The sequence below is a fragment of the Xenorhabdus ehlersii genome (assembly GCF_003610465.1).
In the GTDB taxonomy this organism is placed as follows: domain Bacteria; phylum Pseudomonadota; class Gammaproteobacteria; order Enterobacterales; family Enterobacteriaceae; genus Xenorhabdus; species Xenorhabdus ehlersii.
The window spans coordinates 314,436-334,135 of the sequence record NZ_RAQI01000001.1; the positions used below are offsets into that span (position 1 = coordinate 314,436).

The following is a 19,700-nucleotide window of genomic DNA, read 5'->3' on the forward strand; positions in this document are numbered from 1 at the left end:
TTAAAATAAATTGAGCTGGCATTCACACAGCGCATTTTGCATCGCGGCGCGAATATATTGTTTTTGCGACGGCATACGGGCGGCTAATTCATCCCGTCCATCATCGGCGAACATTTGTATGATGCCGTCAAATGAGTTTTTACCACGGTACATAATGAGGTCGGTTCCATTTCGATTTTCCATTTTTCTAACCTCATTTGAGGCGAGGATCTCTCGGAACTGGGCGGCGAGTTCCGGCTCATCCTTGGCGGCTAATGCGATTTTCTGAATGCTTTTCTTGATGCAGAAACAGCAATTACCGAGATGCTCCGGTATTTGCAGGTCGAACGGTTGGCGACTCCACCAATCGATAATGCCGTGTTTATCAATGTCAGAAATATCTGCTAAATAACTCACGCGCGGCTTGTGTTTTATCCGTTTTGGCTCATCTGCACGAATGCCAATCCATGTGTGATACGATTTTTTCCCGATATGCTCGTCACAATATTTCTGAAATGGAACCAATTTCATTCTGTCCGTGCAGAACTCGCCGCCAACGTAGGGCGTACCATATTTTTTTAGCATTGCCTTCCATGGCGCCAGGTCATTCGTTATTTTATCCAGACTCAGAATTTCATACCCGTTTCCTTTACCCAGCTCTGGATTAATAACCACTCGCAGACAAACTAAATTAATTTTCCAATACCGAACTAAATCACGAATAAATTCGTAGGTTTTAGGGTGCTCCGCGCCCGTGTCCATAAACACATAGCGGACATTCTCACCTCGTTTGCGGCGCCGTTCCATGAGATATACGAGGTACGCCGATGTCCTGCCGCCAGAGAAACTGACAACATTTATCATGTTATATCCTAGATGGGGGGTTAGATGGTTTTGTTTGGGTTGTTGAATGGACTAGAACGGAATATCGTCGTCAAAATCCACTGGAGGCGCTGACTGCGATTGCTGCCCCTGCGGTTGCTGTGGCGCGCCCCATCCGTGAGACTGTTGCTGCCCCGAATGTGGCTGCTGGGGTTGCTGATTTCCCTGTCTGCCACCCAGCATTTGCAGAGTGCCGCCTATAGGATTAACTGCAACTTCCGTGGTGTATCTGTCCTGTCCCTGTTGATCCTGCCATTTGCGAGTCTGTAAAGAACCTTCGATATATACCTGAGAACCCTTGCGCAGGTATTCACCGGCAACCTCTGCCAATTTGCCGAATATGACTACGCGATGCCATTCGGTTTTCTCTCTCATCTCGCCTGACTGTTTATCACGCCACGTTTCCGATGTAGCCAGAGTGATATTGGCGACTGCACCGCCATTCGGTAGATAGCGAACTTCCGGGTCTTGCCCCAAATTACCCACTAAAATAACTTTGTTTATGCCGCGACTAGCCATGCTCTACCTCCTGTGGCTCAAATTCTGATTTCCTGAGTTCATATATTTCCTGCGCTGTTCCTTGCTCTGGCGTATTTCTGAGAGAATTATATGCCTCAGCGAATGCAGTTTTAAGTTCGTCCATGTTTTGGGCTTTTGCTGCACTATCAGCAAAGTGAGTCAGATCTATTTCGGCTTTACTTCTTCCATCGTTCAGCCAATCCGTTAACCGTTTCCCCGTGTTTTCATCAATGACAGTGAAATCAGCATTACTGAATAATCCTGTTCTGTCTTTACTGGCTGTCGCTGTGTGAGTCTCATGGTTCAAATCCAGAACGGTAGTAAATTCATATTCAACCCCGTCGCGTTGCTCTGACTTCATGCCCAGCTTATCGACTCGCTTTTTCCCGCTACCATTATCAACTTGTGCCGTTTCTGTCTTACTGCGCATCGTGGCGATGATGTTCATATCCGAACGCAATATGGCATCTAAAAATTTATTGTGGCGGGGGGTAATATCGCTCCATGCTGACCATGTATTCCCACGATATTTTGCTTTAGCTAATCCATCCAGTATTTCCAGACAGCCACCCGTTCCACTCCATTCGTGAGTGATACTATCGATGATAAGGTTATCGTATCCGGCGTCTTGTGCCGCGCTGATAGCCTCAATGAATCGTTCTGGCGTGAAAGGAGGAGCTAACTCCAGAACATCAAAATTGAATCGGTCAGAATACAGTGAGGCACTGCCTTTTTCGGTATCAATAACCGCTGTTGTGCCACCAAGCCCCCTGGCAATGATTAAAGCCCCGTAGGTTTTACCTGATCCGCTGGGACCTGTTAAGGCCAGTCTTAATTTGGCCTGTTTTCTCATGGCTTTTGCAAATTTCATAACTACCTCGATAACCAATAATTGAGGGTAAATTCAATATCAGGATCAATGTCAGGCTGCTTTAATAGCCATGTAAAATAGCTGGGGTTAGTTTTTTTAACCTCTTCGAATGTCATGCCTTTGTGCTTGCCAAATCTGAACTTGTGCAGCAATGAGGGCTGGTGACTCATTTCCAGTATTTCCTCATCAGACCAACCTGATTCATCCTTGATACGCTTAAATAGTGCGGCGGTGACTATGCAGTCATACAGCGCCCTGTGTGCATGTAACCCATCCGGTACAAAAACATCCAGTTTTAGTGCATACCGGAGATATTGGTTGCTGTGACTTTCCATGTCTGGCCATAAACGCTTGGCTAATTTCAATGTGCAGATAAACGGTGCATCCATCTCCGGCATCATGTGCGAATCGAAAGCGGCATTATGTGCAACTAGAAAGTCAGCCCCTTTGTATTTATCAATAACATCATCAATTAGCGGAGAATTAGCGACCATATCATCCGTAATATGGTGAATAGCCATCGCGCTAATTGAAATAGGTTTTTGAGGGTCTACGAAATGAGATTGTTTTTCGATGTAATTGATTGTGTTATTCACAATATCAATACTGGCTATCTCAACAATCCCGCTCTCCATATCACAGGTTTCTGTGTCTACTACTCTGTAAATTGTCAAAATTAATCTCCTGTCCAAACGCCACCATGATGGCGGCTCGGTGATTCACCACGATATAAATCGTGTTCCGTGTGATGGGTTGCGTAGTAATCCCTCCACTCCTGCCGTTTTTGTTCGGTGCGTTGTTCTGCTATGTGCTGGGGTAGCGGGGGGTGATTTAATGCGGCGTAATGATTGATATTTCGTAGCCGTTCTGCTTTAACTTGTTCTGCTATAGGTAACTCAGCGGGGTGAGAGGTGTTACTGGTGATGGCGGCGATCAGATCCCTGAGATATTATTGACGCTCTGTTGGGTCTTTCGGCACATAACAGCCAGTTGAGCGCCGAGGGTACAGGTTCATGTGAAATCCCCCGCGAAATCCTGAGCACTGGCGGGTAATCCCTCCATACCCAACACCTCCCGCTTGTATTCCAGCTCCCTATGCTGGGCTATTTGTTCGTCTGTATATTTACGTTTCTGCTGCTCATCCTTAGCATTGTAAGGGTTGCAATCGAAATGTCTCATAATGGAACCTCCGCGAATTTGAGAGAGCGTTGGTTATTTCGTGCCTTAAATTGGCGAATTTGTATTTCATCCATAAGGTGTTTCAGCTCAAATTCAGATAACTCTAATTCCTGAGCGATCCGCGCTATTTTTTCCATGCCATGACGTTTTTTAATTGGAAATGTTGCTAATGACATTGTTATTTCTCCTAAACCGGAATAAATACGACTATTGAGATGATGAGTAATGCAACTAGGCGCTTCCATGCGCGCCGGTTCCTGACTGCCTGTGGTTTTTTGGGTACGACTGCGCACCCATCAAACATGTTGTTACGCACGTAAAAATCCCTCGTTAGTGAAAACGATTAATGATTTATGGTTTGAATTATTTAGAGGTTAGAGAAATAAGCGCCTTAGCGTGCAGCTCGGCGGATTCGCGTTTGAGGTGAACAAGCCCATTTTCTAAATGTGCCATCTCATAGATAAGACAATTTTCTTCGCCCCATTCATAATTAAATGTATATTTGCAAGGCTCTGTTTTTATATATCCTATATTTGGTATCCAGTACATAGTTCCTACTTTGGGCGCTTCTCTTTCTGGCTCCGGTACATCATATTCCCCGATTTTGATAGTAGGAGTTACTATGCGATATTCATTAAGACTGTTAAAAGTTAAGTTTTGACCGCATTTTTTCCAAGTTTCATAGTTATACTTTCTATGTTCAAAATACTCCCACGGCCTATCGGTAATATGAGACAATCTGGCGTACTCAGATATTAAATCAGCGTGAATGTGTTTAGGCATTATTTATCCTCCCAATCATCTTCGTCCTCTTGGCAAACACAGTCATTTATTTTTTCAGCTAAATCAGCCATATCTGAGGCAATTGCTACTTTAGCTGCTAATTCATTCTCTATTTGTTTTTTCATGGTTAATGCCAACGCCGCGAATGCAATTGATGGCTTACCACCCTCCAAGAGACTTTTAAATTGAGTCTTTATTTCACCATCATCTGACTCAGATAATGTTATTGTTATTATGAATTCATTTTTCATTATTTACTTTCCTATATTCAGGTAATAAAAAGCCCCGCATTGGCGAGGCTGTTATTTAACTCACCACAGCCCACTCGGAAATGGGCTGGAGTTAGTCAACTGAGAGCCGCCCATTCACGATAGTACTTACGTTCGACCCAACACAGTTTTGCCAAACGACGACGAATTTCAGAACGCGGCGCTTCGGATATAGCCCACTGACGATAACGTTCAAATTTTTCTTTATGTTCAGCCACAAATTTCATTGCTGTAGTCATTTTTATTCCCTCAGAATTAATATTGTTTATTTGGAATGAGCTGGAGTTAGTTGCCTGATTTGATAACCCACTCAGGCGGCGTGGGATTCCTCACTTAACTCACCACAGCCCACTCGGAAATGAGCTGTAATTAGTTAACTGAGAGCCAACCATTTACGATAACGTGCACGTTGATTCCAACACAATTGTGTCAAACTACGACGAAACATAGAGCGCGGTTCATGAGATAACGCACGAGCACGATAATACTCATAGTCTTCTTTACATTCAGCCGCAAATTTCATTGGTGTAGTCATTTTTATTTCCTTTCAGAATTAATGCTGTTTATTTGGAATTAGCTGGAGTTAGTTAATTTCCACCGACAGTTAAATCGAATTCTCTTTTAGTAATGGCTGGCTGCAACCCGTTTACAAACAGTATTTCATTCTCCGGTTCTGGTGACTTTATAAAACGCCAGCCTTTGAATAACCTCCCTGTGAAAATGTTATCCATGTAACTTGGGAAGCAACCTATTTCATCCCGTAAAAATTCCAGTGCTGCCATTCTTTCCGCTATATCGGATTTCATGCGATTAATTTCGTATTCAGTCATCACACCCTCGCAGTAACCCCGCCTGACTCCAAACGACGGCGGGATTTGGTTTTGGTTGAAACTGACTTTTTCGATGGAGCGCCGTTAACTGTCGTAATGAAACTGGTTAATGCGTTAACAGTGTCGCGTTCCTGCTGGGTCATGCGTTGTTTGGGCTGGCGATTATTTCGGAAATTCTCGCATTGTTTTTGCCGAGACTGAAAAAAGAAATTGTCGAGAGTATTTTCCAGCCAGTAATCTTTATCGTTCATGGAATTTCTCCGTTAATTAACTCACCATAGATCACTCATTGAATGACCTACAGTCAATCAACCACACTTTCGCAGTGGCCTCGCTCATGCCCTTGAGTTCCTGTCGCATCTTTGCCGCTAATAACCGGTGCAAGTTGGCTGCCTTGCTGCTTTACCGGAGCTACTTTTCATCATTAACCCTAACCCGTCGCTACACAGGCTCACCGCAATGTGATTCGGAGCTGTGTCATTACCACAGCGTCAAGTTAAACTTCGCGGCCTATCCGCTTTGCTAAACCATGATTAATTCTCCTTTGGTTAATTACAGCGCTTTCTCTGATAGTGCTGCCCGTTCGCGCTCTTCCGAGGCTAATCTTCTCACTGGCATACCGATCAACTACCAGTGATACATCGCATTTGTGCGTTGGGGGATAACAGAGTGAATACGCTGTTTGGGGTTCGGATTGTTAAAGAGCGTGTTACAGATTGGTACTTCTCTTACTGCCTATCGAATCATCTACCTCTTCATATGCCGGTAGCGGCTACTTCGTGGGCGTCCTGCCTGTTCGATGCAAATAGTTAAACATAAAACTTAATGCGCAGTCAACATTAAGTTTAAATAATTTTAAGTTTAATGCTTAATGTTTTGGTGTGAGTATAAAAAACCAGCACTAGGCTGGTTTGAATACATAGTCAGGAGGGTGATCTCTGCTAAGAAGTTTTAGCTCTTGAGATTGGAATTCATCTGTATCAAGAATTCCCTTATTTTTTAGTTCAGTTAGTCGTTCTAACTTAACGATTAGATCGTTATTTGTATTAATTATTTGTTTTAATTCTATTTATTCTATTTATTCTATTTATTCTATTTTTGATCTTAGGGGAGGGTGGTTCTTGCTTCAGTGGCTGATATCAAATTTATCAATAACTTACTGTCATAAAGAAAGCATAAAGTCTAACTAATAATCATGTGTGGTTACAATGAGTTAATAATTAAAAGATAGGATATTTATGCTTTCTTTTGCCTTCTTTTATGTAATAATTCTTCTAGTAAACCATCGTAATGCCGTTTTTTCTCTTCAAGATTTTTTAACAGCAAATCAGCTTCCTCATCGGGCAACTCATTGAAAAGCTCTAATAAAATCCTTTCTCTATTGGTTAATTCTGGTCTTGGCAAGATTGCATCATTAATATTTACATTCTCGTCGCTTTCTCCTAGTAGCCAGGCAACAGAAACTCCAAGTGAATCAGCAAGTTTCATTGCTGATTCCTTTCCTATGCTTCCCCTTGTATACCAACCATTGACTGATTGTGGTGTAACACCACAAATTTTAGCCATATCAGATTTAGATATACCACGGGTTTTTATCAGCTGATCTAACCGCACTGAGAGTGGGTTGATATTCATATGTTGTTTTTTCATCCGTATATTTTAAACAAAAAGTTTAATATTTGAAATAAACTGCAAATTGACTTTTAGTTAAGCTTTATGTTTAAATTCTCATTATTAAATTATGAGGAGATAAACATGACAGCTTTAACCAAGGCCATTCACCTTGCCGGTTCGGCAACTAATCTTGCAAGAAGATTGGGGGTATCCAACATGACAGTGAGTCAATGGAAAAATCGTTATAGAGGCATTGTTCCTGCTGAACGAGTTATCCCAATTTACAAATTAACAGGGGTTACACCTCATGAATTGCGCCCCGATATATACCCAAATCTCAAAGATGGGTTATCTGATTCCACTGAACCAAGTGGCGTAGATATTAACCATAAGTTTTGAATAAATATCATTTTTAAATTATTTCGCTCTTTAACAATCTACCCTCACGACAGCCTACTGGTGATCCCTAGCAAACTGAAATAGCGCCGGGTAGTCACTCAGGCAATCGGGGATCCCCCGTAAAGGCTCACTCACCATGATGCTGATCGTGTTAACCATCATCTATCCCAAGATAGCTGATACCTATGTTTATCAATTAACAAAATTTAATGTTAGGTAATTTAACTTATGGAACACGCAAACGCACGCAAAACACGTAATGCGAGTAAAAAGTTTATAAGTAACCATTTGCTTTCATCGGTATTGCAACCAATACGCGATATAACTCAACAAGTTATAGCCAGTAATCTAGGTGTAGCAGATTCAACTATAACCCGAAGAATAATTCATTTCCCTAAACTCACTGAAATTATGGCTGAAGCTGGAATAACAGATTTAGTAATGAAAGGTGAGAGGAAGATTGGTGAAGAAGAGTATCGATACTGGATCACTCGGATGATGCAGGCTTCTATCCAGAATCTGGAACTGAATTTTAATGGAGAAGTGAAAATATCTAACGAGGAATATCGATATTTGCTTAAGCAGCAGATTGAATTATCAGAAATAAAACTCAGAGATGTTATATGAAAAAGCCTCAACTATTGCGAGTAGCTGAGGCCTGTAAAGCATTCATGAAGTAGAAAACATTACGAGGTAATTATACATGAAAAATAAATTTAATCACAGTGCTGTGCATAAAAACAACATGTGCGACAGGTTGGCTCGTTCCATTACTGAGGATGGAATGAAGAAACTACGTGATGCTCTGGAAGAAGCGAAGTTGCGCAAGGAACATCGGGAAGAGCTGACAGGGGAAGATCGCCATGAGTAATGTTGCATACGCTGATTTTGGAGCTAAAAGAAAACAAGAAGAGAGGCCAGTAGTGGCAGATCTTGATAATGGATACACTAGGGTAGCTGATGAGATTCTAGAGGCTACTATGGCCTCTGGTTTAAATGAAACAGAGCTTTGTATCATCTTAGCTGTATGGAGAAAGACATATGGCTACAACAAAAAAATTGATTGGATAAGCAACGAACAATTTGAATCAATGATAGCAAAACACAGCACTCATTGTTCCACTGCTAAAAATCAACTTATTAACAAGAAAGTGCTTATTCAACAAGGCCGTAAGGTTGGTATAAACACTAATCTGAATGAGTGGGAAACAAAGAATAACGGATTCTGCAAAACATTAGCTAAATCTGCTAAGAAAAGTTTAGCAGGTTCTGCTAAAGCAACTAAGCAGAAGTTGCTAAACACAAAAGACAATATTACAAAAGACAAGAAAGACAATAATACACCCCTAACCCCTCACGAGGGGAATGAGGGTGAGGTTGCTAAACCTAAAAAGCGAAAACCCACACCCCAAATCAACTATGACGACTATCTCAATGCCTACAACGAAGAAGTGGGCGACCGACTGCCTCACGCTGTAGAAGCCAATACCAAGCGCCAAAGAGCCTTAAAGAAAATCATTTCAAAGCTGGCTACTCAGAACGTGGACGGCTGGAGAGCTTACGTTAGGGCATTTGTGAAGATGGCTCGTCCGTTTTACTTCGGAGGGGGTGATCGAGGATGGACGGCAGATATTGATTTTTTGCTGAAAGAGACAACGTTAACAGGTGTTCGTGAGGGAAAATTTGCGGGGAAAGATGATGAATAATTACATCGAAAACAGCCATGAATATGAAACCAGTGTGATTGGTGGGTTGCTGGTCGGAGGGTTAACGCCAGATGCCAGCGATGTACTGGCAACGCTGGAGCCAGAAATATTTAGATCGCCGTTCTGCCGTGAGGTGTTCAAGATTATTCGCTCACAGGCCAAGACCAGAGGTCTGATTGATTCTCTAATGGTGGCTGATGCGATGGGGGACGGTAATTTCGCTAATGTCATGATGACAGCCAAGAACTGTCCCAGCGCTGCTAACCTCAGCGGCTACGCGAACATGGTCTCAGCCAATCATGAGCGCAGGCGAATGATTGAGCTGATGGACGAGGCCAGACAGCGTATTCTGAGTGGAACGATTGAAAGCGCGGCGGAATCTATGGACTGGTTTATTTCCCAAGTGTTCGAGGTGCGCAAACCACGTGATGAGATCCAGCCACTGCACATATCTGAGTTACTGGATGATTACACCGAAGTGCTGGAGAAGAGACTCAAGAACGGTGAGCAATCTGACACGTTGAAGACCGGCATTGATGAGCTGGACGAAATCACAGGTGGTATAAACCCAGTTGATTTGGTGATTGTTGCCGCCCGCCCTGCCATGGGTAAAACAGAATTCGCATTGAAGGTTGCCGAGGGTGTGGCAAGTCAAACGGTTACAGGAACTGACCAGAAACGCGGCGTGTTGGTTTTCTCAATGGAAATGGATTCCCAGCAAATTATCGAGCGTCAGTTAGCGGGAGCCTCCAATCTGTCTGTTTCAGTATTACGAAATCCGGCGCGGTTGGATGATGAGGGTTGGAACTGGGTTACTGTTGGTCTGGGAAAATTGCAACAGCTAGATATTTGGGTTGTCGATGCCAGCAAATTGACTGTTGAACAGATTGCTGCAATTTCAAGGCGACACAAGAAAGCTCATCCGGCATTGTCACTCATCATGGTTGATTATCTGGGGCTGATTGGCAAACCCAAAGCCGAACGTAATGATCTGGCTATCGCGCACATCTCATCCAGTCTGAAACGTTTAGCGAAAGACCTCAAGACGCCTGTTATGTCATTGAGTCAACTCTCGCGTGATGTTGAGAAACGCCCCAATAAACGCCCAACAAACGCTGATTTACGAGATTCGGGCAGCATTGAACAAGATGCGGACAGTATCATCATGCTGTATCGCGATGCAGTGTACAATGAGAATTCCCCCGCAGCGCCCTATGCTGAAATTATCGTAACGAAAAACAGGTTCGGGCAACTCGGCACGGTTTACCAGCGGTTCCGCAATGGTCATTTTATGCCAACCGATCAGGACGAGGCCGCCAGAGTTTGCCAGAGCAACGACAACAAACCGCATAAACGTTTTGCTAAAGGAGCAAATGTATGAGTCAGGATTACATAGATTACCTAGAACAACTTGATAAATTGGTTCGTGTTGATGAAACGCACATCATTCTAAATACCGATCCAGGCGGAACAAACAACGAGTATGAAATACTGTTACAAGAATGCGGCACACCAGAACAAATACTGTGGTGGACATTTCATTTGACCGAAAAAAATTGGGTAACAACAGACATGTTACGCAGATTCATTCGACTAGCGACAGTTAAGGCGAAGATAAAAATTGATTAATTAACGGTTCCTGCGGGGGAATTCACCATAAGGACTTTTGAGATGAGATATTACAAACAATATCCCGTGACGCTAGAGCATTATTTAGATAATCCGGCGTGGGCTGTAATTGCTGGGTATGATTACACGTTCGGTGATGTCATCTGCTTTCAGGTTAATGCCTTTCTGGGAACAATAAAATATGTGTTCAGTAGAGATGGATTAGATGATTTTTTGGATTATCAAATCAGGGAGCTGCCTGAATTTATAGCAAAATTAATTGGATTCTTGTTGCTGATAGTTTTATATCCAACATCATTCTGGCTTTTCGCCATCATCCAAATGAATTACCACAAAAGCACCAGAGAAAAATATCGTAATGGTCTACCCGACGATGTGAATAATCACATTATTTATTGGCTCAGGAGATTCAAGAAATGAAAATCAAAACGAGGGAACTGACAGGTAGGGCGTTGGACTGGGCTGTAGCGGTTGCAACTAATATGGATATTTATATTTGCGGGCGTTCGCGTGATGCTGAATATGGCTGGATTGGTAATTATAACGTCACCGCGGCGGCATTTAAGAAACCGGTTATCACCGTTAGCCCCTGTGGCGATGTTTATATTGAATTTCAGGCAGAGGTAAAATTGTATTCCCCTTCAACTGATTGGGCGCAGTGTGGGGAGTTGATCGAGAAGTACGAAATGGACTTATGCCCAGTTATGGGCGGGTCGTATTGTGCTGGTTTATCAATCACTACAGGTGCGTTATGTACTGATGATTATGTGAGCATAGATATGTACGGAAAAACACCACAAATCGCCATCTGCCGCGCTGTCGTCGCTGCGAAATTGGGTGACGAGGTTGAAATTCCTGATGAGCTGGAGGGGGCTGATAATGAAAACATTGAAAATTGACTGGTTAGGTCGTTGTGATAGATGCGAGCGAGAGGACGCGTTGGTCGAAACTGAAAATGGAACGTCAGATTGGCTGTATGAGGGCGATCGGGTAATGTGCAGCTGCGGACATACAGGTTACGTCGCCGTTTCATCATGTGAACCAGTTGCCTATGCAGTATGGGATGAATTGGTGGAGGGGTATGACCGGAGGGCAAATGACGATGGCTAGAAATGCAATTGAACGACTGAACAATTCAGCAGGCCATAATTACCAATGGTCAGTAATGTGTCGGGTTCACATCTGTGAAAAATGCGGCACAGCAGAGCATCGCAGTGGTTGGTATTGGTGGGCGGGTTACAAATCGAAAGTTGAGCCACCGTGTTACCAGCGATGTACTGAGGGTGATCTACTGAAATGGCAAGAAGATGATGCTATTTTCGAGGGATTATAGGAGGTTAGATGAATGGCTAATCCGAAATTATGCAGTAATTGTGGAACGAATGAGCTTGTATTTATAGAGTCAAAATATTTTAAAAGAGAAAAAAAGTTTAAAAGTTTTGTTGTATGTAAATTGTGCAATAAAAGAGTTACTCCCGTGCAATGGTTAAGATGTGAAAGCGAAGTTAGAGATCAAGCATTAAGTAACTGGAATAATGAAAATTAAGGGCTTTTATGGAATGTGATTTTCTATTCCATGAATCAACCAAACAAGCCGCATGGCAACAACTCAAAGAGGTTCTCGCAACAAACCAACCTCACCGCCTCATCATCAAACCGTGGAAAAACACCAGAAGCCTATCTCAGAACGCGACTGCGCATATGTGGTTCGGCGAGATTAGTCGTTTCCTGAAATCTAACGGCGCGAAATATTCACCGGATGACGTCAAAGAAATGATGAAGCACACATTTCTAGGCTACGAGGTTGTGGAGCGGATTGATGTCAGAACTCAGGAGCCAGAGCGTGTCAGAACACTGCGTCAGACATCCAAATTGGATACAGGCGAAATGTTTCGATTCATGGAGCAGATTGAACGGTGGGCTGTGGATATCGGTTGCCTCGTGACAATACCCGACGACAGCGAATACATGAAACTCAAACAGGAGCAGGAACAGTGAAACTAGAAAAAGGCAAGATTTACGATGTCCTCCATGAAGAATGGATGGAGCATAACAGGGCTGAATATCACTCAACCCGATATCGGGAATCCGATAATGAGCCGCTTCACGACATGATCATTAGAATGGTGGACGGTAATTTAGATATGGGATCGTTTTTTACAAAAGAAGTTGTCGGGCTATCCAAAACTCAGGAAATTTAGGGGATCAGCAATGCTGATGATGGGATTTATGTTGATGTAGGGGGATGCAGTGGCAAAGGCAAAACTAAACATGCTGGATGCAATGAATAAGTGGATAGAACACTCTCACAAGTTAATACAACCTCATGAACCTCACGCCGAGCAACCCAAGAAACCGCCGCTGAAATTAACCAAAAAGCAGCGAGCGGTTATCCGGGAAAAATTCGGCGGTCGCTGTGCATATTGTGGACACGAATTACCCGCGACAGGCTGGCATGCTGACCATGCAGAGCCCGTGTTCAGGTTATCTAAATTTGTCAAAAATGAGAATGAGCGCGGTGGAAAATTCATTCCTACTGGAGAAATGATGAATCCAGAGAATGACACCATTGAAAATATGATGCCCGCCTGTCGTAGCTGCAATATTTATAAACACAGTGCAGATATCGAAACATTCAGACGAATGATCACCAGACAATTACAAAATTCAATTAACAGAACGCAATGCCTGAGAACAGGTCTACGGCTCGGTATATTGAAACTGGATGCTGCGCCAATTGTATTCTGGTTTGAGAAATATGGGGAAATGGAGAATGGCAAATCTACGCAAAGAAGCGCGGGGTCGAGAATGTCAGGTCAGGATACCGGGCATCTGTAACGGTAACAGCGAGACGGTGGTACTGGCTCATTACCGGATGGCTGGCATTTGTGGCATGGGGATGAAACCGCCCGATCTGTTTGGAGCATGGGCGTGTTCATGTTGTCACGATGAGATAGACCGCAGAACGAGCCTGACAGAGACTGACTATGCACACATGGCTCATTTGGAAGGTGTAATCAGGACGCAATCAATATTGCTATCGGAGGGTAAGATTTGACGTGAAAGCCTATGATATATCGCCAGTCCCCAAGCCACGGATGACGCAGGCGGACAGATGGCGAAAACGAAAGCCGGTATTAAATTACTACGCATTCAAGGATGAAGTCAGACTCAACAAAATTACTCTTCCCGAATCGAATTACCACATCATCTTTGTACTACCCATGCCGCCAAGCTGGAGCAAGAAAAAGCGCTCAGAAATGAACGGCAAGCCACACCAACAAAAACCCGATAAAGACAATCTTGAAAAAGCGTTGCTTGATGCCGTCTTTGATGATGACTCTCGCATCTGGGATGGTCGGGTTACGAAGATCTGGGGTGAAAAGGGGCAGATTATTATCAGGGAGCTGGAGATATGAATACTGAAATAACATCAATCCCCGAACTGCTTGTAAAACACAGGGGAAATCAAACCCAATTAGCCCATGAGTTAGGCATTAACCGAATGACAGTTGGCAAATTCGCACGTGATTTCAAATGTCAGTATCACATTATATGCAATGGGGTACTGATGACAAAATCAAAGCTGAAAGGGAACCAGAGAGGAATAAGATGAGGAGAAAAGAATCATTCCCGTTGCTGGCCTATGTTGCCAATAAAAAAGATTTGCGTCGGGTATGGGGTAAAGGCCGGAAAACCATTACATCAAGTCAGCGCGTTTGGGTTAGGTATTTAATGATGATTTGGGGTAAACAATACGGAGGGAATGAATATCCCGGTGAAGAATGTAGCGTCATAGGTCGATTAATGACTCGTGAAGATTGGACTGATGCCGAAGGTGAGCGGATCGTTAAGGTGGTTAAAGACCTGTATAAACTAGGCTATGACGGAGAGGAGTTATTCCAGAAGGCTCATGAAGTTTTAAACCCCAAGCAATCATTAAGTGACATCATCGCTCTCGCCAAAGAATCAGACGATGCCGCTTTCATTGAAATGGTACTGAATAAAACATTTAAACGAGGTAGCCCTATTCGGGATATCGCTATTAAACGATATTGCGAACGCAAATACCCGCAAAAGATCGCCCGTGAATTATCAGGGTTAACTGGCTGCGATGTTCAATGGGCTAGGAAACGCGCCGAATGGTCAGAGGAGTTACTGGAAGAGGAAATGTATTATGCTATTAGGAGGGAAATTAGAAAAGAAAACTGCGAAACATATCACTAAATATAAATATTTTCTAAATAAGCTTGATTTTGAGAAATTTAGGTGTATATTTTGTGTTATGCTCAGGCAGTAAAACCGAAAAGCAGTTAAGCCTCACTAAATCCAGTGGGGCTTTTTCATTTCTACCCGCCGTAAATCCAACTACGAAAAGATATTTCGTAGTTCGAAATCCGCAAGTCCGGGATGTTCAGAGGAATATTTCAAGGCTGCGCTCCGGCGTGGCCTTTTTTCGTATCTGCAATCCTAACTATTTGATATTCATTCGATACCGGAATTCCGGTAACGACCTCCTATTAACTCACTCGTGAGGTGAATGATGAAGATTATAGTAAATTTCCCTAAAGTGAATTCGAGATTGGAATTTAAAAACAATGATGGCATGAAACAGCAAAGCATATTGTCTTTTTCTTCTAAACGAGTGGCAACACTAGAAGCTGATGTTTATGTTTGCCTGCAAAAAGAAGATGAAGTCCTTTTTCATGAAACGCCTCATGTAAAATTATTTTATGTCGAAGACTATGATGAAAGATCGACGTTTTCAGATTTTGAACTCAGAGCAACAGAGTGGGCTAAAAGTAAGTCGTTAGAATTTGTGAGTCATATTAATAAGGTGCAATCACTTGCACCTTGATTTGCTATTTCAGAAGGTTGATTAAGTCCTTGCCAGCATGTCCCCTTGCGTGACTTGAGACGTGTTTTAATACCATCTTTTCTAACTTCTTCTTTGTCTCTTCTGGATTAGCGGATTCTGAGATAAGAAACTCAATTATTGCAACAGTTAATTCATAGCTTAATTGGGACTTGTCATAAAGAAAATTTTGTTCTGGTGACATTCTATGCCCGCCAATGACAATCATATTTTTTCCTTTGTTCAGAGGTAATCAGCCATCCCTCTATTGATTGATTGATTTTTGGCTGATCTAACAGCTTACCTTAACTATCAACCCATTACTTTTAACCAACTCACAGGGGTAACCATCGTTCACCCCACGGACGCCCATTGTTCAGATGGGGTGGAATATGAAGATGAAAGAAAATCCTGACTTATGGGCTGACATATTAAACGGCCTAAAAAAACTCATGGCCGCAAATATCCGGCTCTGTTTTGGCTGCCTTGATTTGCTACGGTCGCCTGATTTATGACGGCGTGGAACGAAAGAACCGCTGGGTCGAGGCACTGCTGTGTGGTGCGCTATCATGGAGTGTGTCCAGTGGATTAGAGATGTTTGGTATTCCTGCCAGTTTTGCACCGGCTATCGGGGGTGCCATTGGGTTTATTGGTGTTGAGAAGCTACGCGAGTTTGCTGTTCGTGCCATTAATAAACGTTTGGGAGGTAAAGAATGAGTCAGGGCGACAGAGGCATTCGTAATAACAACCCCGGCAATATCGATCACCACCCAAAGAACAAGTGGCAAGGCCAGTTGCCCCATGACCCGAAGATTGAATCTCGGTTCTGTCGGTTCGAATCGGCTGAATATGGCATTCGGGCATTGTTCAAATTGCTGCGAAACTATCAGCGCAAACACCAATTGCACACGATTAGACAAATCATCAATCGCTATGCGCCTCCCGTGGAGAACGACACGGAAAGCTACATCCAGTTTGCGGCTGAAAAGGTTGGCATCTCGGCGGATGAGAAGATATCGACTCAGGATAAGAAAGTCCTGTTTGCTCTGGCAGAGGGGATTATCAAGATGGAGAACGGCAAGCAGCCTTATTCAGAGGCAACGTTTGAAAAAGCGTTTGAGCTGCTATGAACTGGAAGCTGAAACTGATTGCTGCGTCGATCGGTATTGCATTGATTGGATCGGCTCTCTACTCCGTTTATTCAGTATATGCAGAAAACAGGGAGCTAGCTGGTGCGAATCAATCGTTGACCACTAAGCTATCTGAACAAGTTGCTATTAACACCACCCAACAAGAACGCATCCAGCGCCTCGTAGAACTAGATACCAAGCACACTCAGGAACTCGCCCATGCTAAAGTTGAAATTGACACTCTTCAGGCTGATGTTGCCGCTGGCCGTCGCAAGCTGCGCATCAAGGCCGTCTGTCCCTCCGTGTCTGAAACCGTTACCGCCGGCGGCGTGGTCGATGGAACCCCCGTCGAACTCACTGGAGAAACTGGATCAACTGTTCTCGATATTCGAGAAGGCATCATCAACGACCGGGCAAAACTGAGATATTTGCAGGAATATGTTAAGGCTGAATGCAGAGGAAACAATGGAAAACCAACACCGTAAAATCACTGGCTACCGTGAATTAACCCAAGATGAAATTGATTGCATGAACAAGATTAAGGCGCTTGGGGAGGATCTGGATACGCTTTATGACTATCTTGTCATCACAAATACACAAACGGGCAATCACCAAATTGACATGCGTTGGCTGAACGAAGGCCGCACAGATCTACAAAAAGGGATTATGTGCTGGGTTCGTGCAGTGGCTCAACCAACGACATTTTGATTGGTTGCCCCAGGGCAAATGATGCTGGGGCGGCAATGGGTGAGTTGGGGTTATTTTCCCGACTGATTGAGAGACCTCAGTGCAGCGTATTTTTCGTTACGGTAGTCCTCGATGATGTAGCGCAACGATTTGTGGTGGGTGTACCCGTTGCGGTTCGATCTGGCCTCAGACTCCGCAACTATTTCTGCAATGCGTTCATCAGTGGTATCCGCCTCAATGTCACGAAATATTTCCGCCATGGCCCAGTCACACGAGGCCTCACTGCTCAGCGGGGTATAACGACCCGGTTTATAAACCTCTACCACATTTTTATCAATGGATTGATAGCGATAACCCTGTGGGTCACGGTCACGTACCGCATCCCACATAGAATAAATCGCCTCGCGAGCTGCCTCGATGGTTGGGTATCTGCCGTGTAAATATACTGACATTTCACCAACCGTCCCGCAATAACCCAAAACCCCCATAATGGAATCTATAGGTGCGGCGCGGCTTATTGTTATGGTATCGAGATCCACATACGCTGGCGCGTTGTCGTACGGGCCTTCGTATTTAGTTTCAATTAAAAAATAGGTTATGGCGTTAGTGGTTGCAGTCTGGGGGGCTGCTGAGAAAATTTGAGATTTGTTCATTTTGGAGTCCTCGATTGTTCATAGTTCCGCTCTGTCGGTGAGCTGTTATCAGTTCATGGTTTAAATATAGTTCATCGGTATTTGTTTGTCAATACAATTAAAATTAGAATAATGCAATTTAGTGATTCTGATCACGCGACTCAATTTTATTGTGAGAGAGATCGCATAGGTTAATTGTTAACATTTTCTAATGTTGACAGTAGGTCTAATTTGATATTTACTAGAGATGTTCCCTAGCGAGTTCATTAGGGATAAACCGTTATTATGTATGTGTGTAAAAATATATATGTTCCCCATTTTATGGGGATGCACCGACGGAATGTTACTTTTGATGGATGAGTAATACATGTTCTCCGTGTAAACGGAGATAAACCGTTTTTATTTTTACTTCTGTCTGAGTATCAATTTATGTTCCCCGTGTAAACGGGGATTTATTCAATCCCCCTGTCATTTCCCTGTTATAGAGGAATAATGTCCGTTATGTCTATAAGAAACAATAAAAATTTCAAACGAATTCGTCTCGCGTTAGAGCTAACTAAGCACGACATTTTTGATATTTTGGGTGAGAAATACTCTAAATCACAAATAGATGGATGGAGCCGGGGGGCTAACGCCAGAAAACTGGCGTCAGGAAACAGCCCTGCGGAGACTGTTTCCCGTTTTAGGGCTATGACCGACCAGCAATTTGATGATTTTTGCGAGGGGTTAGTTGATTGGATGAAATCGACAGATGAGGATAGTTAATCCTCACTGGCGGCGTTCAGGTATTTCAACGCCCACGCACTCAGTTTCATGCCCTCACGTTGCGCTTGTTTTACGTAGCGCGATTTTAATTGTGAATTCAGCCGAATAGTCAACATGCTATCAGCAGGCAAAACCCCCGCTGCATTGAGATTGCCAATATTTCCGTGGAAACCCTGCGGGGGGTTCCCTGCCATACCATCACGGTAACCCGTTTCCATATCAGGGTTGGCGTTTTTTTGTGTGGATTCAACGGGGGTGTTGTTATGGAAATAACTGCGCAATCCTCGTTGATATCCAATGAAATAATCACCACCAATCGACTCTGCGGCAGCTAGATAGGTTTTAAATTGACGTTCGTTCATGTTTCACCTAGTAGAATGGGTGGCTATGCCACCCACGTTAATTATTTATTGTTCAATTTCAATACCAACTCGGAGTGCATCCTCTAATATTAGCTCAATACCTGCGGGATGTTCATACAGGGAGCTAACATTACTGCCAACAGGATAGAGTCCGTTTATTTCAATGCGAGTGACATTTTCGCCAGTTTCCATATATAAAATGTCAACATTACCGGATTGATTGATGCGACCAAAAATTTCGTTGATATTAGCCATTTTGTTTTCCTCTTGATTAGGGTTCCGCCCTATCGGTGAACTGCCATTCAGTTCATGATTTAAATATAGCTCATTGGGTTTTGTTTGTAAACACAATCAAACTATAAATATTCTATATTGCGATTTCTATCACATTTTTATTACGATTCGAGTTCAAACCATCGAAACTCAGCAGCACGTAGAATTCTAACCAGTGACTCTGGGGCTGTATTACCCTGCTCTATGAAATCGGACTCCTCGGTGTAGGAGAGTGAGGTGCTCAGTTTGTAATTGCAAAATGCCGCCGCTTTTTCTACCAATACATCTAATTCAATGGTGCTTTTTGCGTGATCAATCTTATGAGTAGTAATCATG

40 protein-coding genes and 1 pseudogene are annotated in these 19,700 nt (G+C 43.2%); 23 read left to right on the plus strand and 18 right to left on the minus strand.

Annotated elements, in window-relative coordinates; genetic code table 11:
* The 13 genes from BDE27_RS01450 to BDE27_RS01495 all read right to left on the minus strand — a co-directional run bounded on the left by BDE27_RS01450 (position 1) and on the right by BDE27_RS01495 (position 6,962).
* Positions 1–843 carry a phosphoadenosine phosphosulfate reductase domain-containing protein gene (locus tag BDE27_RS01450; RefSeq protein WP_099133191.1) on the minus strand — a complete coding sequence of 281 codons (843 nt, stop codon included), beginning with the start codon at positions 841–843 and terminating at the stop codon, positions 1–3.
* Between the two features lie 51 nt (positions 844–894).
* The gene (locus BDE27_RS01455) at positions 895–1,380 is read right to left on the minus strand and encodes a single-stranded DNA-binding protein (protein WP_099133193.1); all 486 of its coding nucleotides are present in this window, start codon (positions 1,378–1,380) and stop codon (positions 895–897) included.
* Positions 1,373–2,251, minus strand: coding sequence for an ATP-binding protein (locus BDE27_RS01460; protein ID WP_099133194.1), 879 nt, complete (start codon positions 2,249–2,251; stop codon positions 1,373–1,375). Before BDE27_RS01460 ends, BDE27_RS01455 begins: the two co-directional genes overlap by 8 nt.
* A 2-nt stretch (positions 2,252–2,253) precedes the next feature.
* Positions 2,254–2,928 (minus strand): exodeoxyribonuclease X, encoded by a 675-nt coding sequence (exoX, locus tag BDE27_RS01465; RefSeq protein ID WP_099133255.1) that lies wholly within the window; start codon positions 2,926–2,928, stop codon positions 2,254–2,256.
* A 334-nt stretch (positions 2,929–3,262) separates the two neighbouring features.
* On the minus strand, positions 3,263–3,430 hold the full coding sequence (locus BDE27_RS19290) for a hypothetical protein (RefSeq protein WP_167450514.1): 168 nt from the start codon (positions 3,428–3,430) through the stop codon (positions 3,263–3,265).
* Positions 3,427–3,606 (minus strand): hypothetical protein, encoded by a 180-nt coding sequence (locus BDE27_RS01470; RefSeq protein WP_099133196.1) that lies wholly within the window; start codon positions 3,604–3,606, stop codon positions 3,427–3,429. The genes BDE27_RS19290 and BDE27_RS01470 overlap by 4 nt, the downstream gene beginning before the upstream one ends.
* Positions 3,607–3,793: 187 nt before the next feature.
* A complete protein-coding gene (locus BDE27_RS01475; protein WP_099133197.1) occupies positions 3,794–4,213 on the minus strand; it encodes a hypothetical protein in 420 nt (139 codons plus the stop codon).
* Positions 4,213–4,464, minus strand: a complete 252-nt coding sequence (locus BDE27_RS01480) for a hypothetical protein (protein WP_099133199.1) — start codon at positions 4,462–4,464, stop codon at positions 4,213–4,215. The genes BDE27_RS01475 and BDE27_RS01480 overlap by 1 nt, the downstream gene beginning before the upstream one ends.
* Before the next feature lie 95 nt (positions 4,465–4,559).
* Positions 4,560–4,721, minus strand: a complete 162-nt coding sequence (locus BDE27_RS19295) for a hypothetical protein (RefSeq protein WP_167450515.1) — start codon at positions 4,719–4,721, stop codon at positions 4,560–4,562.
* A gap of 134 nt (positions 4,722–4,855) precedes the next feature.
* Positions 4,856–5,017, minus strand: coding sequence for a hypothetical protein (locus BDE27_RS19300; RefSeq protein WP_167450516.1), 162 nt, complete (start codon positions 5,015–5,017; stop codon positions 4,856–4,858).
* 52 nt (positions 5,018–5,069) lie between these two features.
* Positions 5,070–5,312: a hypothetical protein gene (locus BDE27_RS01485; RefSeq protein ID WP_099133200.1), complete on the minus strand. Its 243-nt coding sequence runs from the start codon at positions 5,310–5,312 to the stop codon at positions 5,070–5,072.
* Positions 5,312–5,563 (minus strand): hypothetical protein, encoded by a 252-nt coding sequence (locus BDE27_RS01490; RefSeq protein WP_099133202.1) that lies wholly within the window; start codon positions 5,561–5,563, stop codon positions 5,312–5,314. The genes BDE27_RS01485 and BDE27_RS01490 overlap by 1 nt, the downstream gene beginning before the upstream one ends.
* A gap of 985 nt (positions 5,564–6,548) precedes the next feature.
* Positions 6,549–6,962 (minus strand): helix-turn-helix domain-containing protein, encoded by a 414-nt coding sequence (locus BDE27_RS01495; RefSeq protein ID WP_099133203.1) that lies wholly within the window; start codon positions 6,960–6,962, stop codon positions 6,549–6,551.
* A gap of 105 nt (positions 6,963–7,067) precedes the next feature.
* On the opposite strand from BDE27_RS01495, the gene BDE27_RS01500 reads away from it, so the two are divergent.
* From BDE27_RS01500 to BDE27_RS01585, 18 genes are all read left to right on the plus strand, one after another.
* The gene (locus BDE27_RS01500; protein WP_099133205.1) at positions 7,068–7,325 is read left to right on the plus strand and encodes a transcriptional regulator; all 258 of its coding nucleotides are present in this window, start codon (positions 7,068–7,070) and stop codon (positions 7,323–7,325) included.
* Between the two features lie 228 nt (positions 7,326–7,553).
* The gene (locus tag BDE27_RS01505; protein WP_208638548.1) at positions 7,554–7,952 is read left to right on the plus strand and encodes a hypothetical protein; all 399 of its coding nucleotides are present in this window, start codon (positions 7,554–7,556) and stop codon (positions 7,950–7,952) included.
* Between the two features lie 76 nt (positions 7,953–8,028).
* Positions 8,029–8,196, plus strand: coding sequence for a hypothetical protein (locus BDE27_RS19305; RefSeq protein ID WP_167450517.1), 168 nt, complete (start codon positions 8,029–8,031; stop codon positions 8,194–8,196).
* On the plus strand, positions 8,189–9,031 hold the full coding sequence (locus BDE27_RS01510) for a replication protein (protein WP_099133207.1): 843 nt from the start codon (positions 8,189–8,191) through the stop codon (positions 9,029–9,031). Before BDE27_RS19305 ends, BDE27_RS01510 begins: the two co-directional genes overlap by 8 nt.
* Positions 9,021–10,412, plus strand: coding sequence for a replicative DNA helicase (locus BDE27_RS01515; protein WP_420882896.1), 1,392 nt, complete (start codon positions 9,021–9,023; stop codon positions 10,410–10,412). The genes BDE27_RS01510 and BDE27_RS01515 overlap by 11 nt, the downstream gene beginning before the upstream one ends.
* Positions 10,409–10,660, plus strand: coding sequence for a hypothetical protein (locus BDE27_RS01520; protein WP_099133209.1), 252 nt, complete (start codon positions 10,409–10,411; stop codon positions 10,658–10,660). Before BDE27_RS01515 ends, BDE27_RS01520 begins: the two co-directional genes overlap by 4 nt.
* 42 nt (positions 10,661–10,702) lie before the next feature.
* Positions 10,703–11,080 carry a hypothetical protein gene (locus BDE27_RS01525; RefSeq protein ID WP_099133211.1) on the plus strand — a complete coding sequence of 126 codons (378 nt, stop codon included), beginning with the start codon at positions 10,703–10,705 and terminating at the stop codon, positions 11,078–11,080.
* A complete protein-coding gene (locus BDE27_RS01530; RefSeq protein WP_099133213.1) occupies positions 11,077–11,559 on the plus strand; it encodes a phage protein NinX family protein in 483 nt (160 codons plus the stop codon). Before BDE27_RS01525 ends, BDE27_RS01530 begins: the two co-directional genes overlap by 4 nt.
* A gap of 182 nt (positions 11,560–11,741) precedes the next feature.
* Positions 11,742–11,993, plus strand: coding sequence for a hypothetical protein (locus BDE27_RS01540; protein WP_167450502.1), 252 nt, complete (start codon positions 11,742–11,744; stop codon positions 11,991–11,993).
* Between the two features lie 12 nt (positions 11,994–12,005).
* A complete protein-coding gene (locus tag BDE27_RS01545; protein WP_099133218.1) occupies positions 12,006–12,206 on the plus strand; it encodes a hypothetical protein in 201 nt (66 codons plus the stop codon).
* A gap of 8 nt (positions 12,207–12,214) precedes the next feature.
* Entirely contained in the window at positions 12,215–12,658 is a 444-nt protein-coding gene (locus BDE27_RS01550; protein ID WP_099133219.1) for a YbcN family protein, read from the plus strand.
* Entirely contained in the window at positions 12,655–12,861 is a 207-nt protein-coding gene (locus BDE27_RS01555; protein WP_099133221.1) for a hypothetical protein, read from the plus strand. The genes BDE27_RS01550 and BDE27_RS01555 overlap by 4 nt, the downstream gene beginning before the upstream one ends.
* A gap of 49 nt (positions 12,862–12,910) precedes the next feature.
* The gene (locus tag BDE27_RS01560; RefSeq protein WP_099133222.1) at positions 12,911–13,498 is read left to right on the plus strand and encodes an HNH endonuclease; all 588 of its coding nucleotides are present in this window, start codon (positions 12,911–12,913) and stop codon (positions 13,496–13,498) included.
* The gene (locus BDE27_RS01565; RefSeq protein WP_099133224.1) at positions 13,434–13,718 is read left to right on the plus strand and encodes a DUF1364 domain-containing protein; all 285 of its coding nucleotides are present in this window, start codon (positions 13,434–13,436) and stop codon (positions 13,716–13,718) included. The genes BDE27_RS01560 and BDE27_RS01565 overlap by 65 nt, the downstream gene beginning before the upstream one ends.
* Position 13,719: 1 nt before the next feature.
* The gene (locus BDE27_RS01570) at positions 13,720–14,079 is read left to right on the plus strand and encodes a RusA family crossover junction endodeoxyribonuclease (protein WP_099133226.1); all 360 of its coding nucleotides are present in this window, start codon (positions 13,720–13,722) and stop codon (positions 14,077–14,079) included.
* Positions 14,076–14,276 (plus strand): helix-turn-helix domain-containing protein, encoded by a 201-nt coding sequence (locus BDE27_RS01575; protein ID WP_099133227.1) that lies wholly within the window; start codon positions 14,076–14,078, stop codon positions 14,274–14,276. Before BDE27_RS01570 ends, BDE27_RS01575 begins: the two co-directional genes overlap by 4 nt.
* Entirely contained in the window at positions 14,198–14,887 is a 690-nt protein-coding gene (locus BDE27_RS01580) for a hypothetical protein (RefSeq protein WP_244208657.1), read from the plus strand. The genes BDE27_RS01575 and BDE27_RS01580 overlap by 79 nt, the downstream gene beginning before the upstream one ends.
* A gap of 313 nt (positions 14,888–15,200) precedes the next feature.
* Entirely contained in the window at positions 15,201–15,518 is a 318-nt protein-coding gene (locus BDE27_RS01585) for a hypothetical protein (protein WP_143707533.1), read from the plus strand.
* Between the two features lie 4 nt (positions 15,519–15,522).
* Here the strand turns inward: BDE27_RS01585 and BDE27_RS01590 are convergent, their stop codons facing one another.
* Complete coding sequence (locus BDE27_RS01590; RefSeq protein ID WP_038193254.1) at positions 15,523–15,744, minus strand: hypothetical protein; 222 nt, start codon at positions 15,742–15,744, stop codon at positions 15,523–15,525.
* Between the two features lie 163 nt (positions 15,745–15,907).
* On the opposite strand from BDE27_RS01590, the pseudogene BDE27_RS01595 reads away from it, so the two are divergent.
* From BDE27_RS01595 to BDE27_RS01610, 4 genes and pseudogenes are all read left to right on the plus strand, one after another.
* Positions 15,908–16,232 (plus strand): annotated as a pseudogene (locus BDE27_RS01595) (phage holin, lambda family).
* On the plus strand, positions 16,229–16,645 hold the full coding sequence (locus tag BDE27_RS01600) for a structural protein (RefSeq protein ID WP_099133233.1): 417 nt from the start codon (positions 16,229–16,231) through the stop codon (positions 16,643–16,645). The pseudogene BDE27_RS01595 and the gene BDE27_RS01600 overlap by 4 nt, the downstream one beginning before the upstream one ends.
* Positions 16,642–17,130, plus strand: a complete 489-nt coding sequence (locus BDE27_RS01605; protein WP_099133234.1) for a lysis protein — start codon at positions 16,642–16,644, stop codon at positions 17,128–17,130. The genes BDE27_RS01600 and BDE27_RS01605 overlap by 4 nt, the downstream gene beginning before the upstream one ends.
* On the plus strand, positions 17,111–17,353 hold the full coding sequence (locus BDE27_RS01610; RefSeq protein WP_099133236.1) for an Acb2/Tad1 domain-containing protein: 243 nt from the start codon (positions 17,111–17,113) through the stop codon (positions 17,351–17,353). Before BDE27_RS01605 ends, BDE27_RS01610 begins: the two co-directional genes overlap by 20 nt.
* Positions 17,354–17,403: 50 nt before the next feature.
* Here the strand turns inward: BDE27_RS01610 and BDE27_RS01615 are convergent, their stop codons facing one another.
* Positions 17,404–17,985 (minus strand): hypothetical protein, encoded by a 582-nt coding sequence (locus BDE27_RS01615; RefSeq protein ID WP_099133238.1) that lies wholly within the window; start codon positions 17,983–17,985, stop codon positions 17,404–17,406.
* Positions 17,986–18,465: 480 nt separating this feature from the next.
* On the opposite strand from BDE27_RS01615, the gene BDE27_RS01620 reads away from it, so the two are divergent.
* Positions 18,466–18,729 (plus strand): DUF1456 family protein, encoded by a 264-nt coding sequence (locus BDE27_RS01620; RefSeq protein WP_099133240.1) that lies wholly within the window; start codon positions 18,466–18,468, stop codon positions 18,727–18,729.
* Here BDE27_RS01620 and BDE27_RS01625 read toward each other — a convergent pair.
* The 3 genes from BDE27_RS01625 to BDE27_RS01635 form a co-directional block, all read right to left on the minus strand.
* On the minus strand, positions 18,726–19,091 hold the full coding sequence (locus BDE27_RS01625; RefSeq protein ID WP_099133242.1) for a hypothetical protein: 366 nt from the start codon (positions 19,089–19,091) through the stop codon (positions 18,726–18,728). The two genes, BDE27_RS01620 and BDE27_RS01625, sit on opposite strands and share 4 nt — an antisense overlap.
* Positions 19,092–19,136: 45 nt before the next feature.
* Complete coding sequence (locus BDE27_RS01630; RefSeq protein WP_099133243.1) at positions 19,137–19,346, minus strand: hypothetical protein; 210 nt, start codon at positions 19,344–19,346, stop codon at positions 19,137–19,139.
* Between the two features lie 140 nt (positions 19,347–19,486).
* The gene (locus tag BDE27_RS01635; protein WP_099133245.1) at positions 19,487–19,699 is read right to left on the minus strand and encodes a hypothetical protein; all 213 of its coding nucleotides are present in this window, start codon (positions 19,697–19,699) and stop codon (positions 19,487–19,489) included.
* Between the last annotated feature and the right edge of the window lies 1 nt (position 19,700).